The sequence below is a fragment of the Streptomyces iranensis genome, from assembly GCF_017874715.1.
In the GTDB taxonomy this organism is placed as follows: domain Bacteria; phylum Actinomycetota; class Actinomycetes; order Streptomycetales; family Streptomycetaceae; genus Streptomyces; species Streptomyces iranensis.
The window spans coordinates 500,736-515,367 of record NZ_JAGGLR010000001.1 but is presented as its reverse complement, the minus strand read 5'-3'; the positions used below and the strand labels follow the sequence as shown (position 1 = coordinate 515,367).

Genomic DNA, 14,632 nt, shown 5'->3' with positions numbered 1-14,632 from the left:
GGATGAGAGGAGCCCCCCGCCGCGGAGCCCCCCGCCGCCTCACCAGGACCGAGGCACGCAGCGCACGGGCGGCGTCCGGGTTCCTGCTGCCTTTTCTCGCGCTCTTCCTGCTGTGCTTCATCGCCCCGATCGGCTACGCCCTCTACGAGAGCCTGCTGAAGGTCGAGCGCACCGGGCCGCTCGGCCTCGGCGGGGAGACCAAGCAGGTGTGGGCGGGGCTGTCCAACTACGCCCACGCCCTGGAGGACGACCGGTTCACGGTGGGCTTCGGGCGGGTGCTGCTCTTCGGCGCCGTCCAGATCCCGGTGATGATCGCCTTCGCCACCGGGCTGGCGCTGCTGCTGGACGCGGCGTCCGCGCGCTGGGTCGGCTTCTTCCGGACCGCCTTCTTCCTGCCGTACGGGGTGCCCGGTGTGATCGCCTCGATCCTGTGGGGCTTCCTCTACGTCCCCGGGATCAGCCCGCTGGTGGAGATGGCCGATTCGATCGGCTGGAACGTGGACTTCCTGGGCCGCGGGGCGGTCCTGTGGTCCATTGCCAACATCGTCACCTGGCAGTTCACCGGCTACAACATGCTGGTGCTGATCGCCCAGCTCAAGGCCGTCCCCGGCGAGCTGTACGAGGCGGCGCGGATCGACGGGGCGAGCGCCTGGCAGGTGGCCCGGCACATCAAGCTCCCGCTGATCCGGCCCGCGCTCGTGCTCACCACCGTCTTCAGCCTCATCGGCACCCTCCAGCTCTTCGCCGAGCCGAAGGTGCTCAAACCGCTGAGCAACTCCATCGACTCCGGCTACACCCCCAATCTGGCCGCCTACAACGAGGCGTTCACCAGCAACAACCAGCACATCGCGGCGGCCGAGGCGGTGCTGCTCGCCCTCGTCGCCTGCGTGCTGTCCTTCGGCTTCCTGAGGCTCGTGGGACAGCGGGGGAAGGACGGCGAGAGCGGATGAGCGAGGCGAACGACCCGGCCGGCGGCGTGGTCGCGGGCGAGCCCGGGGGGCCCACGGATGGGCCCACGGATGGGCCCACGGATGGGGCCGCGCGCGGGGGGCCCGAGGCGGCCCCGCCCGGCGACCGGCCCGGCGACCGGCCCGGTGTGGGCCGCCGCCGCGCGGCGAAGGGCCGGGAGGGGCTGCGACCCCCCTTGCGACACCGGATCATCACCGCCTCGCTGCTCACCGTCGCCGCCCTCTACTTCCTGACCCCCGTCTACTGGCTCGTGGTCTCCTCCACCAAGTCCAGCAGCGATCTCTTCGGCACCTTCGGCTTCTGGTTCCACGATCCGCACCCGCTGGACTATCTGCACCGGGTGCTCACCTACGACGACGGCATCTACGTCCGGTGGTTCGCCAACAGCCTGATGTACGCGGGCGTCGGCGCGCTCGCCGCCACCCTGCTGTCGGCCGCGGCCGGCTACGCCCTGGCCAAGTACCGCTTCCCCGGCCGGGAAGGGATCTTCAACGTCATCCTGGCCGGAGTGCTGATCCCGGGCACGGCGCTCGCCCTCCCGCTGTATCTGCTCTTCAGCGAGGTCGGCCTGGCCAACACCTACTGGGCCGTGCTGATCCCCAGCGTGGTCAGCCCGTTCGGGGTCTATCTGTGCCGGATCTACGCGGCCGCCGCCGTGCCGGACTCCCTTCTGGAGGCGGCGCGGATCGACGGCGCGGGGGAGGCCCGGATCTTCTCCACACTGGGGCTGCGGCTGATGACCCCGGCGCTGGTGACCGTCTTCCTGTTCCAGTTCGTGCACATCTGGAACAACTTCTTTCTGCCGCTGGTCATGCTCTCCGACTCAGACCTCTATCCGATCCAGCTCGGTCTGACGTCCTGGCAGGGGTACGCGGACCGGCAGCCGGAGCTGTACCAGTACACGGTCGGTGGGGCCTTTCTGTCCGTTCTGCCGCTGATGGTGCTGATGGGCGTACTCCAGCGGTACTGGCGCACAGGGCTGACGGAGGGGAGTGTCAAAGCGTAAGAGACGTCACCATGAAGGTGGCCGCGGTGCGTGACAGGATCGCCGTCATGACAACTCCTGATGCCACGAACTCCGCGTCCGACGCCCCCGCGAAGAAGGCCCCCGCCAAGGACCCCTGGGACCTCCCCGATGTATCCGGCCTGACCGTCGGTGTCCTCGGCGGCACCGGCGACCAGGGCCGCGGTCTCGCCTACCGGCTGGCCAGGGCCGGCCAGAAGGTGATCATCGGCTCGCGCGCCGCCGAGCGCGCGCAGACCGCGGCGCGGGAGCTGGGCGGCGCGGAGCTCGGCATCGAGGGCGCGGACAACGCGGAGTGCTCGCGCCGCAGCGACATCGTGATCGTCGCGGTCCCGTGGGACGGCCACGCCAAGACGCTGGAGGGGCTGCGCGAGGAGCTCGGCGGCAAGCTGGTGATCGACTGCGTCAACCCGCTGGGCTTCGACAAGAAGGGCGCGTACGCGCTGCGGCCGGAGGAGGGCAGCGCCGCCGAGCAGGCCGCCGCCCTGCTGCCGGACTCCCGCGTCACCGCGGCCTTCCACCACCTCTCGGCCGTGCTGCTCCAGGACCCGGAGGTCGAGCAGATCGACACCGATGTGATGGTCCTGGGCGAGTCGCGCGCCGACACCGATGTGGTCCAGGCGCTCGCGGCCCGCATCCCGGGCATGCGCGGGGTCTTCGCGGGCCGGCTGCGCAACGCCCACCAGGTGGAGTCCCTGGTGGCCAATCTGATCTCGGTCAACCGCCGCTACAAGGCTCACGCGGGCCTGCGCGTCACGGACGTCTGAGGGCGGCCCCGCGGGCTTACGGACACCTGGGGGCCCGGGCTGCTTGGGCTGCCCACACCCGGGGCGCCCGGCCCCTCCGGCAGCGCATGGGGGACAATGGCGGGGAGTGACACACCCCCCGACAGGAGCCGACCCCATGCCCCGCCTCGCCCTCTACACCCTGGCCGTCTGCGTGCTCGCGATCGCCGCGGCCGTCGTGTCCTTCGCGCGGGGGAGCTGGCTCGGCATCGTCTGGATCCTGATCGCCGGTATCTCGTCCAACATGGCCTGGTACTACCTCCGCAAGGCCCGCGCCGAGCGCGCGGACCGCGCGGCCGACCGCGAGAGCACGGGCGCCGCGGGCTGAGGCCGCGGCCGCGGGCCGGAGGCCACGGGGGCGCCTGCGGCGGGCTGTCCCCCTCCCCGCCCCTTCCCACAACTGGGGCTCCGCCCCAGACCCCGCTCCTCAAGCTCCCTCAGCTACCGCTGGGAGGTGCCCCCTGGAGGGGCTGGAAGGCGGGGCCTCGCCCCAGACCCCGGGGCCCAGGGGCGAAGCCCCTGCGGGAACTCCACCGCGTGCGGGGGCTGGGGCGGAGCCCCCTGCCACGCGGCGGAGCCGCAAATCGATGCTGCGGGAAGGGGCGGGGCGGGGAACAGCCCGCCGCGGGCACCCCTAGGCGCGGAATCCGGTGATATCGGGCTCACCCTGCCAGAAGCGGAAGAACTCCTGCCCCCAGTAGGTGTCCCATTCCGATACGCCCAGCGCCCGCATCACCGTGTCGATCGCCTCGAAGAACGCCTGGTTGACCTCGGGTATCCACAGGATCCCGAAGACCGCGAGCAGCCCGAACGGCGCGTACGGCTCGACCTGGCGCCGGATGCGGTAGGAGAGCCACGGCTCGATCACCCCGTACCCGTCCAGGCCCGGCACCGGCAGGAAGTTCAGGATCGCCGCCGTGACCTGGAGCAGTGCCAGGAAGGCGAGCGCGTAGCGGAAGAGCTCCGGCACCCGGTCGGTGGCGCCGAGCCAGAACGGCGCGGTCAGCGCGGCCGCGAACAGCACATTCGTCAGCGGCCCGGCGGCCGAGATCAGGCTGTGCTTCCAGCGTCCCCGGATCCGGTGCCGCTCGATGAACACCGCCCCGCCCGGCAGCCCGATCCCGCCCATGATCACGAAGATCACGGGTAGCACGATGCTCAGCGCCACATGGGTGTACTTCAGCGGGTTGAGGGTCAGATAGCCCTTCGCGCCGATCGTCAGATCCCCGCCGTGCAGCGCGGTGCGCGCATGGGCGTACTCATGCAGACAGAGGGAGACGATCCACCCCGAGACGACGAACAGGAACACGGCGAAGCCGGGGCTCGCGGAGTACTCCGTCCACACGGCCCACGCGGACACGACCATGATCGCGAACAGACCGAGGAAGACGGGGCTGATACGCCGGTCACGGCGGCTGACTGCGGTGGTCATCGGGTGGGGCTCCATACGGGCTGGTGAGGGCTGAGGGGGAAACGACGGACAGTGTGCGTGGAGTTCCGGGCCGGTAGGACCAGATGTGAGCAGCGCCACGCGCCCGCGGACGCCCGTCCTCGACTCGTGACCGTTCCCGTGGCTCGTCACCGTTCCCGTGGCTCGTCACCGTCCCCCCGTCCCGTCACCGTCCCCGCGCGTCCGAGGCCGATGACCCGCCCGGCGGGTCATCCACCAGAATGGGCCCGTGCGCTACGGCATCCTCGGCACCACCCAGGCCCGCCACGACGACGGAACCCCCGTGGACGTCGGCGGGGCGCGGCTGCGCGCGCTGCTGGCGGCGCTCGCGCTGACGCCCGGACGGGCGCGGACCACCGGGGCGCTCATCGGGGAGATCTGGGACACCGATCCGCCCGCTGACGTGCACGGCGCGCTGCAGGCGCTGGTCGGGCGGTTGCGACGGGCGCTCGGCAAGGACGCCGTGGAGTCCGTTCCGGGCGGGTACCGGCTGAGCGCCGACCCCGACGACGTCGATCTGCACCGCTTCGAACGGCTCGCGGATGAGGGCGCCCGTGCCCTCGGCGACGGCGATCCGGCCAAGGCCGTCGATCTGCTCGACGCCGCCCTCGCGCTGTGGCGGGGGCCCGCGCTCAGCGATCTGACCGACGCCACCGCGCCCGCCGCCCGCGCCGAGGCGCGACGGCTGGACGCGCGGCGCGCCCGGCTCGCTGCCGACCTCGCCCTCGGCCGCGCCGACCACGCCCTCCCCACGCTCACCGGGCTCTGCGACGCCCACCCGCTGGACGAGCCGCTGCACGCGCTGCGCATCCGCGCCCTGCGGGACGTGGGGCGGGTGGCGGAGGCGCTGGCCGGGTACGAGGCGATCCGTACGGAGATCGCGGAGCGGCTGGGCGCCGATCCGGGGCCGGAGCTGCGGGCGCTCCACGCCGAGCTGCTGGCGGTGACCGGCGAGGATGCTCCCGGGCCGCCGAGCCCCGGTTCGCCGGAGCCCGTACCGGCCGCCTCCGCCCGCAGCGGCGGTGGCAATCTGCGGGCCAGGCTGACCAGCTTCGTCGGACGCGAGGCCGATCTGGCGGCGCTGCGCGGCGATCTGGCCGAGCACCGGCTGGTCACGCTCCTCGGGCCCGGCGGGGCCGGGAAGACGCGGCTGTCGCAGGAGGCCGCCGAGGCGGTCGCGCCCGGCTGGCCGGACGGGGTGTGGCTGGCCGAGCTCGCGCCCGTGGACGACCCCGAGACCGTGCCGGAGACGGTCCTCAGCGCGCTCGGGGCGCGCGAGACGGTCATCCTCGGCACGGCGGCCGAGGGGCTGCGCGCCGCCACCGACCCGGCCCTGCACGATCCGCGCGCCCGGCTCATCGAGCACTGCGCCCCGCGCCGGATGCTGATCGTGCTCGACAACTGCGAACACCTCGTGGCCGCCGCGGCCCACCTCGCCGAGGCCCTGCTCGCCCAGTGCCCCGGGGTCACCATCCTGGCCACCAGCCGCGAACCCCTCGCCGTCCCGGGCGAGTTGGTGCGTCCTGTGGAGCCGCTGCCCGACCCCGTCGCGCTGCGGCTGCTGCGGGACCGGGGTGCGGCGGCCCGGCCCGGGTTCCGTACCGAGGACGACCCGGCCGCGTGCGCCGAGATCTGCCGCCGCCTCGACGGGCTGCCGCTGGCGATCGAGCTGGCCGCCGCGCGGCTGCGGATGCTCACCCCACGGCAGCTCGCCGACCGGCTGGACGACCGCTTCCGCCTTCTGACCAGCGGCAGCCGTACGGCGCTGCCCCGTCAGCAGACCCTGCGCGCGGTCGTCGACTGGTCCTGGGGCCTGCTCGACGCCCCCGAACGCACCGTGCTCGCCCGGCTGTCCGTCTTCGCGGGCGGCTGCGGGCTGGCCGAGGCGGAGGCGGTGTGCGGAGACGTCGAGGAGCGCACCGAAGCCGTGGACCCTCGCGATGTGGCCGCCCTGCTCGGTTCCCTCATCGATAAATCGCTTGTCGTCACCGCGCCAGGAACGCCACCCGGGACGCCACCCGGAGCGGCACCAGGAACGCCACCCGAAACGGCACCCGAAACGGCACCAGGAACGCCACCCGGGACGGAGCCCGGGGCGGACGCGGAGATGCGCTACCGGCTGCTGGAGACCGTCGCCGAGTACGCGGCGGAGCGGCTGGACGAGTCCGGCGAGCGGGCCGCGGTCGAACGCCGCCATCTGGTCGCCTACCGGGAGCTGGCCCGTACCGCCGATCCGCTGCTGCGCGGCCCGGCGCAGCGCCACTGGCTCCTCCGGCTGGAGACCGAGCACGAGAATCTGCGCACCGCGCTGCGCCGGGCCGTGGCCGCCCGCGACGAGCAGGAGGCGCTGTGCCTGGTGCTCTCGCTCGGCTGGTTCTGGCATCTGCGCGGCCACCGCGTCGAAGGCCACCACTGGGCGACGGCCGCGGCCGAGCTCGGGCCGAGCCCCTTCGCGCCGCCCGCGCTGCCCGCGCCGCCGCTGTACGTCAGCTGTATCGCCGCCCCGCCGCCGATGGAGCCCGAGCTGCTGGAGGAGGCGCGGCGCGGGGTGCGGCTGTTCGCGCTGTCCACCATCGAGGGCGACCTCCAGGCCGTGGTGGGCGACGACACCCAGCGCGAGTTGGAGGGCATCGTCGCCGCCTACCGGCCGGGGCTGCCCCAGACCTGCCGTCTCCCGGGCGTCATGTGGTTCTTCGCGGTGGTCCTCAAGGGTGACTTCGCCCTGCTGCGGGGGATGGCCGACGAGGCGGTGCGCAGCTGCCGTGAGCTGGGCTACGCATGGGAGCTGGCGTTCAACCTCCAGCTGCGGGCCAGGGTCCACAACGAGCGGAGCGCCGAGCACGAGGGCGCGATACGCGACGCCGACGAGGCCCTGGAGATCTTCCGTCGGCTCGGTGACGTATGGGGCACGGCGGAGGCGCTGGCCGGCCGCGGCGAGACCCGGGAGCAGCGCGGCGAGGGCGCGGCCGCGGCCGCGGACTACCGTGCGGCGATCCGCTGCGCTCAGGAGCTCGGGGCCCATGAGCAGGTGCTGTTCCTCCGCTCCCGGCTGGCCGGGATCTTCGTGGAGCTGGGCGACGAGGAGGAGGCCGCCGAGGGCGAGCGGATCCTGCGCGAGGTGATCGGGCAGCGGCAGCACGTGGGCGCCGAGGCGCTGTCGTACGCCCGGATCCATCTGGCGCTGCGCTGCGGGTCCACGGGCCGCCTCGCGGAGGCACGGGCCATTCTCGTCACGTTGCACGGGGAGTTCGAGGGCCGGGCGCTGCGGCTGTTCGCGGGCATGGTGGAGGGGATGCTGGCCTGGCTCGACCTGCTGGAGGGACGGCCGGGCGAGGCCCTGGAGAACGTGCGCGGTGCGCTGGCGAAGTCCGTCGGCCGGATGACGGACCTCATGGCACCGCATATCCCGGTGGCCCAGCTGCTCACCGGGGCCGAGGCGCTGAGCGGCCTCGGCGGCGCCGAGCGGGCCGGGACCGCGGCGCGGCTGGTGGGGGCGTACGACGTGGTGCGCAAGGCGCAGTACTACCGGAGGTCCGCCGTCGAGCGGACGGGCCGGGAGCGCACCGTGGCCGCGGCGCGGGCCGAGCTCGGGGACGCGGCGTACGAGCGGGCCTACGCCGAGGGCACCGGGCTCACCCTGGAGGAGGCCACCGCGCTGCTCTGAGCGGGCCTGCCCGTGGCGCGGCGTACCGCGCTGCTCTGAGCGGCCCGCCCGGGGCCCGGCGTGCGGACATGACAGCTGGCCGGGCGCGTTCCCCGTAGGACGTGCCCGGCCGGTGGCTGGGGCCCGCGGACCGTCAGCTCGTCTTGATGCGGAACCTGCGCACCGCGAGCGGCGCCACGACCACCGTGAGGGCCACCGCCCAGCCCAGGGTCACCGTCACCGGTTCGGCCACCGGGCCATGGCCGCTGGTCAGCGCCCGTGCGGCGTCCGCGAGCCGGGACAGCGGGTTGTACTCGGTGAAGGACCGCAGCCACCCCGGCATGGTGGCGGTCGGGGCGAAGATGGAGGAGCCGAACTGGAGCGGCATCATCACCATGAAGCCCACCCCGCTGACCGCCTGCGGAGTGCTCAGCGACATCCCCAGCAGCATGAAGATCCAGGTCAGCGACGATCCGAAGAGCACGGACAGCGCCACCGCGGCCACCAGCTCCACGGGCCCGGTCTCGAGCTCGAAGCCCATGATGAAGCCCATGATCAGCAGGATGAGGGTGGACACCAGCATCCGGCCGGCCTCCACGATCAGCTTGGCGATCAGCACCGAGGAGCGGGCGATCGGCATGGTGCGGAAGCGGTCCATGACGCCCTTGCTGAAGTCGTCATTGACGCCGATGCCGATCGACATCGCGATGTTGAGCCCGCCCATCGCCATCAGACCGGGAATGAAGTAGTTGACGTACTCGGAGCGGTTGCCGCCCGTCATCGCGCCGCCGAAGACATAGGTGAACAGCAGCGCGAAGACGATTGGCTGGGCCAGGGCGTCGAACATCGCGAACGGTTCGTACCTGATCTGCATGACGTTGCGCCGCACCAGCGCGCCGATGTGGCGCAGATTGGCGCGGGGGCCGATCCGGCCGTCGCTCTTCCCCCGTACGGGCGCGGTCATCGTGGCCGTACTCACGCGGCGACCTCTTCCAGCTTCTTCTCGTCCTGCGGTGTGGACGCCTTCCGGCCGGTGATGGCCAGGAAGACCTCGTCCAGGCTGGGCAGTTGGGTGTGGATCCCGGAGATCGCGAAGCCGCGCGCACCGAGCAGACCGATCAGGGCGGTCAGCTGCTCATCGCTGGCGATGGGCACATTGACCTGGCCCTCCTCGACGTCGGCGATCGCGCCGCCGATGCCGTCGAGCCCCGCCTGGCTGATGGCGCCGACCATGCGGTGCAGCTCATTGGGGTCGGCCGGGCGGATCTGCAGGGTGCGGCCGCCGGTCTTGGCCTTGAGCTCGTGCACCCGGCCGTTGGCGATGACCCTGCCCCGGTCGATCACCGTCAGGTTGTCGGCGAGCTGCTCGGCCTCCTCCATGTACTGCGTGGTCAGCAGCACGGTGGCGCCGTCGGCGACCATCCGCCGGACCTCGTCCCACACCTCGTTGCGGGAGTGCGGGTCCAGACCGGTCGTGGGCTCGTCCAGATAGAGCACCGAGGGCCGGCCGATCATGGACGCGGCCAGGTCGAGCCGGCGGCGCATACCGCCGGAGTAGGTACGCACCCGCCGCTTGCCCGCCTCGGTGAGCGAGAACCGCTCGAGCATGGCGTCCGCCCGCCTCCGCGCCTCCTTGCGGGAGAGATCGAGCAGTCGCCCGATCATGTAGAGGTTCTCCCAGCCGGGGAGCTTCTCGTCGACCGAGGCGTACTGCCCGGTCAGCCCGATGGTGCGGCGCAGCTGCCGGGGCTGGCGCACCACGTCGTACCCGGCCACCACCGCGGTGCCGGCGTCCGGCACCAGCAGGGTGGACAGACACCGGACGACTGTCGTCTTACCGGCGCCATTGGGGCCCAGCACCCCCAGGACGGTGCCCTGCGGCACGTCCAGATCCACTCCGTCGACGGCTTTGGTGTCACCGAAGTGCTTGACCAGCCCCCGAACTTCGACGGCGTTGCCGTCCCTGATCCTGTGTTCCCGTCGCGTCATGCCGCCCACGGTGTCAGCCGTCACCGACAGACCACCGACAAGCGGCAGACAGCCCGCCGACGGGGGAAGATCGGCGGGCTGTCGTTGTACCGCGGTGGCTTGTGGGGCCTAAGCGCTCCGCTGGAAGTGCCGTGATGCGTCGTCGGCCGTCTGCTGCGCCGTCCTGCTCAGTGGAAGGAGTGCTCCTCGGCCGGGTAGGCCCCGCCGACGACGTCCTCCGCGAAGGCCCGCGCCGCGTCGCCCAGACCCTGGCGCAGCTGGGCGTACTGCTTGACGAAGCGCGGCACCCGGCCGTCGGTCATGCCCGCCATGTCCGTCCACACCAGCACCTGGGCGTCGCAGTCCGGACCGGCGCCGATGCCGACGGTGGCGATGTGCAGCGACCGCGTCACCTCGGCGGCCAGCTCGGCCGGGACCAGCTCCAGGACGACCGCGAAGGCGCCCGCGTCCTGGACCGCCTTGGCGTCCCGCAGCAGCTGCTGGGCCGCCTCCTCGCCGCGCCCCTGGACCGGGTAGCCGCCGTAGGCGTTGACGGACTGCGGGGTCAGGCCGATATGCGCCATGACCGGGATGCCGGACTGGACCAGCAGCTCGATCTGATGGGCGGAGCGCTCCCCGCCCTCCAGCTTCACCGCGCCCACGCCCGCCTCCTTGACCAGGCGGGTGGCGTTGCGCAGCGCCTGTACGGGGCCCTCCTGGTACGAGCCGAACGGCAGGTCGCCGACGACGAGGGCGCGCCGGGTGCCGCGGACCACGGCGGCGGACAGCAGCGCCATCTCGTCCATGGTGACGGGCACGGTGGACTCGTAGCCCAGATGGCAGTTGCCCATCGAGTCGCCGACCAGCAGCACCGGGATGCCCGCCTGGTCGAAGACGGACGCGGTCATCGCGTCGTAGGCGGTGAGCATCGGCCACTTCTCGGTGCGGCCCTTGGCGGCCGCGATGTCACGGACGGTGATGCGGCGGGAGCCCGTGCCCCCGTAGAGCGCCTTCTCGGACTGCTTTCGCGCAGGATCGACGTACGTCATCGCTACGGCTCCTGTTCATCATCTCGAGGCGCCCTGACGGCGTCCCCGGACCAACCCCATGCTGGCACGGCTCCTGCCGGGGCGAAAGTGGGCCCGGACCGCGCGGGCGGGTGGCCTTGGCCACCTTTCGCCCTTCCCCGGTTTTTCGCGCGCCTTTCCCCAGCCCTTCGCCAGCCAGCCAGCCAGCCCGCCCGCCCGTCCACGGCCGGTCGGTCCAAAGCCTCGCAAAGATTTTCCAATACGAGACGGTCTCGTATCGTAAGCCGCCTAGCCTGGGCGGCATGGCAAGCCCATCCAGCTCCCAGGGCGCCCCGGCCGGGTCCGGCGTCCCCGAGGCGATCCACCGCAGGCGCTGGGCGATCCTCGTCGTCCTGATGTTCAGCGTGCTGGTCGTCGTCCTCGACAACTCGATACTCAACGTGGCGATGAAGACCATCGCCTCGCCGAAGCCCACCGGTCTCGGCGCCACCCAGAGCCAGCTCGAGTGGGCGATCAACTCCTACACGCTGGTCTTCGCCGGGCTGCTGTTCACCGCGGGGATCCTCGGCGACCGGATCGGCCGTAAGAAGGTCCTGCTCGGCGGGATGGCGGTGTTCGGCATGGGCTCGGTGCTCGCCGCCTTCTCCGGATCGCCCGGTGAACTCATCGGCTTCCGGGCGCTCATGGGTCTTGGCGCCGCGTTCGTGATGCCCGCGACCCTGGCCATCCTGGTCAATGTCTTCGAACGCGAGGAGCAGGCCAAGGCGATCGGCATCTGGGTCGCCGCCGTGGGGCTGGCCATCGCCATCGGCCCGATCACCGGTGGACTGCTGCTCGAGCACTTCTGGTGGGGTTCGGTCTTCTTCGTCAATGTGCCGATCGTGATCGTCGGACTGATCGCGATGGTGGTGCTCGTCCCCGACTCCAGGGACCCCGCGCCCGGCCGGGTGGACCCGCCGGGCGTGCTGCTGTCCGTCGTCGGACTCGTCCTGCTGGTCTACGGCATCATCAAGGGCGGCCAGCTCGCCGACTTCACCGACGCCCAGGTGCTGGGCTCGATCGCCGCCGGGCTCGCCGTCCTGGGCCTGTTCGTGGTGCACGAGAAGCGCAGCGACCACCCGGCCATCGATATCGGCTACTTCCGCAACCCCGCCTTCTCCGCCGCCATCGCCGCCGTCGCCCTGGTCTTCTTCGCCCTCATGGGCGTGACCTTCTTCATGGTCTTCTACACCCAGAGCGTGCGCGGCTACAGCGCCCTCGAATCCGGGCTGCTGATCCTGCCGCTGGCCGTGGCGCAGCTGATCTTCGCCCCGCGGGCCCGGCTGGTCGTCGAGCGGTTCGGCGCCCGCGCGGTGTGCACCTGCGGGATGCTGCTGGTGGCCGCCGCCATGTCGGGATTCCTCCTGCTGGGCGTGGACACCCCGATCGTCGTGCTCGAGGTGCTGTTCTTCGCCCAGGGCACCGGGATGGCACATATCATGCCGCCGGTGACGACCGGGATCATGCAGGCGCTGCCGCGCCAGAAGGCCGGCTCCGGCTCGGCCCTCAACAACACCTTCCGGCAGGTCGGCGGCGCGCTCGGGGTCGCGGTGCTGGGCTCGGTGCTCTCCACCGCCTACCGCGACCGGATGCGGGACACCCTGGCCGCCGTGCCCGGACTGCCCGACTCCGTACAGCGCTCGGCGGGCGAGTCCGTCGAGGCCACCATGGGGGTCGCCGAGAAGCTCGGGCCCAGGGGCCAGGCGCTGGTGGGCCCGGCCCAGGACGCCTTCGTCCACGCCATGCACATCACCGCCCTCGGCTCGGCGGGCGTCGCCGTCCTCGGCGCGCTGGTCGTCCTGGCCTTCCTGCCCGGCAAGGAAGGCTCCGGCCAGGCCCCCGACGACGGGCGGCCGCATTCGCGGGAGGAGGCGTCGGCCGACCGATGACCGCACCGGAGAGCTCCGCGCCCAGGCTCCGTGGCCGCCCCCGCAGCCCCGCCGCCGACGCCGCGATCATCGAGGCCGCGCTGCGGCTGCTGGAGGAGGGCGCCTCGGTCGGCGGTCTTTCGATCGAGGGGATCGCCCGCGAGGCGGGGGTCGGCAAGGCCACCGTCTACCGCCGCTGGCCCGGTAAGGACGCGCTGATGCTCGATGTGCTGCGCTCCCTGGAGGAGCCCAGCCCCGAGCCGACCGGGGCCTCGGTGCGCGACGACCTCGTCGCCATCCTGGAGTTCATGCGCCGGCGCGGGCTCGCCAAGCGCAACTCCGCCCTGCTGCGCAGCGTCATCACCCAGATGCACGCGCACAAGGAGCTGTGGCGGGCCTACGACGAGAACGTCATAGCGGCCCGCCGCGCGAGCCTGCGCGCCGTGCTGCGGCGGGGCCGGGAGAGCGGTGAGATCCGCGCCGATATGGATCTGGAGCTGCTCGCCGACCTCTTCACCGGCCCGATGCTGGCCCGCGCCATGCTCCACGAGTGGAAGCAGCTGCCCGAGGGGCTGGCCGAACGGATCGTCGACACGGTCCTCGAAGGGGTCTCCCCACGCCGCTGAGCGGTTTGTGCCTGTTGTGTCACAACACCCCCTCCCGGGCCGGGATGTGGAACTCGGGGCCGTCGTCGCATCGTCCTCGGTCGGGGAGCACCCCAACCGGGGGCGTCAGGAAAAGCCCTGGTCATCACCTAGGGTCGTAGTCCAAGGCGCGGCAGTTGAGGCAGTGAGGGACAGCGAATGACGCAGGCGCATACGCAGGAGACGGGACAGCTCGGGGGCGCGCCCCAGCAATCGGGCTCCCGGATCGGCCGCCTGTTCGACCGGCTCCGGAACGATCGCGGCATCTGGCGGCGCGGACTGGTGCTGGCGGCGATCGCGGTCCTGCTCGCCCTGGTCATGATCTTCCACGCCGACATCCCCAACCGGGTGGGCAACCTCGGCTCGCTGCTGGAGACCTTCCTGCCCTGGCTGGGCGTGTTCCTTCCGGTGCTGCTGGTGCTCGGTCTGGTGCGGCGGTCGGCGAGCGCCGTGCTGGCGCTGGTGCTGCCCGTCGCCGTCTGGCTGAACCTCTTCGGCGGGCTGATGTTCTCCGACAAGTCCGGCAGCGGCGGTGAGCTGACCGTCGTCACCCACAACGTCAACGCGGAGAACGCCGATCCGACCGGCACCGCGAAGGACGTGGCCGCCTCGGGCGCCGATGTGGTGGCCCTGGAGGAGCTGACGGACTCGGCGGTGCCGACGTACGAACGGGCCCTGACCGGCACCTACCGCTACCACACCGTGCAGGGCACGGTGGGGCTGTGGAGCAAGTACCCGCTGTCCGGCACCAAGCCGGTGGACATCAAGCTGGGCTGGACGCGGGCACTGCGCACCACCGTCGCCACCCCGGGCGGTGAGGTCGGCGTCTATGTGGCGCATCTGCCCTCGGTGCGGGTGAAGTTCAACGCGGGCTTCACCGCCGGGCAGCGCGACGACAGCGCCGAGGCGCTGGGCCAGGCCATCGCCCGGGAGCCGCTGAACAAGGTGATCCTGCTCGGCGATCTGAACGGCACCATGAACGACCGCGCGCTCGCCCCCGTCACCGCGCAGATGCGGTCCGCCCAGGGCGCGGCGGGCGACGGCTTCGGCTTCAGCTGGCCCGCCTCGTTCCCGATGGCGCGGATCGACCAGATCATGGTGCGGGGGCTGGACCCGGTCTCGGCGTGGGCGCTGCCCAGGACCGGCAGCGATCACCTTCCGCTGGCGGCGTCGGTCGACTACTGAGCCTGCGCCCCAGGGTCGCCTGTGCCCCA

At 72.1% G+C, this 14,632-nt stretch carries 12 protein-coding genes; 8 read left to right on the top strand and 4 right to left on the bottom strand.

Annotated features, from left to right (window positions below):
- Window positions 1-2: 2 nt before the first annotated feature.
- The 4 genes from J2Z30_RS02270 (at window position 3) to J2Z30_RS02255 (ending at window position 3,106) form a co-directional block, all read left to right on the top strand.
- Window positions 3-950, top strand: a complete 948-nt coding sequence (locus tag J2Z30_RS02270) for a carbohydrate ABC transporter permease (protein ID WP_044576543.1) — start codon at window positions 3-5, stop codon at window positions 948-950.
- The gene (locus J2Z30_RS02265; RefSeq protein ID WP_245387436.1) at window positions 947-1,975 is read left to right on the top strand and encodes a carbohydrate ABC transporter permease; all 1,029 of its coding nucleotides are present in this window, start codon (window positions 947-949) and stop codon (window positions 1,973-1,975) included. Before J2Z30_RS02270 ends, J2Z30_RS02265 begins: the two co-directional genes overlap by 4 nt.
- Before the next feature lie 47 nt (window positions 1,976-2,022).
- Complete coding sequence (gene npdG / locus J2Z30_RS02260) at window positions 2,023-2,760, top strand: NADPH-dependent F420 reductase (RefSeq protein WP_044582051.1); 738 nt, start codon at window positions 2,023-2,025, stop codon at window positions 2,758-2,760.
- A 136-nt stretch (window positions 2,761-2,896) separates the two neighbouring features.
- Window positions 2,897-3,106, top strand: coding sequence for a hypothetical protein (locus J2Z30_RS02255; RefSeq protein ID WP_044576546.1), 210 nt, complete (start codon window positions 2,897-2,899; stop codon window positions 3,104-3,106).
- A 306-nt stretch (window positions 3,107-3,412) separates the two neighbouring features.
- On the opposite strand, the gene J2Z30_RS02250 is transcribed toward J2Z30_RS02255, so the two are convergent.
- The gene (locus tag J2Z30_RS02250) at window positions 3,413-4,210 is read right to left on the bottom strand and encodes a site-2 protease family protein (RefSeq protein ID WP_044576549.1); all 798 of its coding nucleotides are present in this window, start codon (window positions 4,208-4,210) and stop codon (window positions 3,413-3,415) included.
- A gap of 247 nt (window positions 4,211-4,457) precedes the next feature.
- On the opposite strand from J2Z30_RS02250, the gene J2Z30_RS02245 reads away from it, so the two are divergent.
- Entirely contained in the window at window positions 4,458-7,892 is a 3,435-nt protein-coding gene (locus J2Z30_RS02245; RefSeq protein ID WP_044576552.1) for an AfsR/SARP family transcriptional regulator, read from the top strand.
- A 133-nt stretch (window positions 7,893-8,025) separates the two neighbouring features.
- Here the strand turns inward: J2Z30_RS02245 and J2Z30_RS02240 are convergent, their stop codons facing one another.
- The 3 genes from J2Z30_RS02240 to panB all read right to left on the bottom strand — a co-directional run bounded on the left by J2Z30_RS02240 (window position 8,026) and on the right by panB (window position 10,888).
- Window positions 8,026-8,850: an ABC transporter permease gene (locus J2Z30_RS02240; protein WP_052701634.1), complete on the bottom strand. Its 825-nt coding sequence runs from the start codon at window positions 8,848-8,850 to the stop codon at window positions 8,026-8,028.
- Window positions 8,847-9,860, bottom strand: a complete 1,014-nt coding sequence (locus tag J2Z30_RS02235) for an ATP-binding cassette domain-containing protein (RefSeq protein ID WP_044582053.1) — start codon at window positions 9,858-9,860, stop codon at window positions 8,847-8,849. Before J2Z30_RS02235 ends, J2Z30_RS02240 begins: the two co-directional genes overlap by 4 nt.
- A gap of 167 nt (window positions 9,861-10,027) precedes the next feature.
- On the bottom strand, window positions 10,028-10,888 hold the full coding sequence (gene panB / locus J2Z30_RS02230; RefSeq protein WP_044576555.1) for a 3-methyl-2-oxobutanoate hydroxymethyltransferase: 861 nt from the start codon (window positions 10,886-10,888) through the stop codon (window positions 10,028-10,030).
- 281 nt (window positions 10,889-11,169) lie between these two features.
- Here panB and J2Z30_RS02225 point away from each other — a divergent pair, with 281 nt between their 5' ends.
- The 3 genes from J2Z30_RS02225 (at window position 11,170) to J2Z30_RS02215 (ending at window position 14,603) form a co-directional block, all read left to right on the top strand.
- Window positions 11,170-12,795 (top strand): MFS transporter, encoded by a 1,626-nt coding sequence (locus J2Z30_RS02225; protein WP_044576558.1) that lies wholly within the window; start codon window positions 11,170-11,172, stop codon window positions 12,793-12,795.
- A complete protein-coding gene (locus J2Z30_RS02220; protein ID WP_044576561.1) occupies window positions 12,792-13,400 on the top strand; it encodes a TetR/AcrR family transcriptional regulator in 609 nt (202 codons plus the stop codon). Before J2Z30_RS02225 ends, J2Z30_RS02220 begins: the two co-directional genes overlap by 4 nt.
- Window positions 13,401-13,577: 177 nt before the next feature.
- Window positions 13,578-14,603 carry an endonuclease/exonuclease/phosphatase family protein gene (locus J2Z30_RS02215; RefSeq protein WP_044576564.1) on the top strand — a complete coding sequence of 342 codons (1,026 nt, stop codon included), beginning with the start codon at window positions 13,578-13,580 and terminating at the stop codon, window positions 14,601-14,603.
- The last annotated feature ends 29 nt before the right edge of the window (window positions 14,604-14,632 follow it).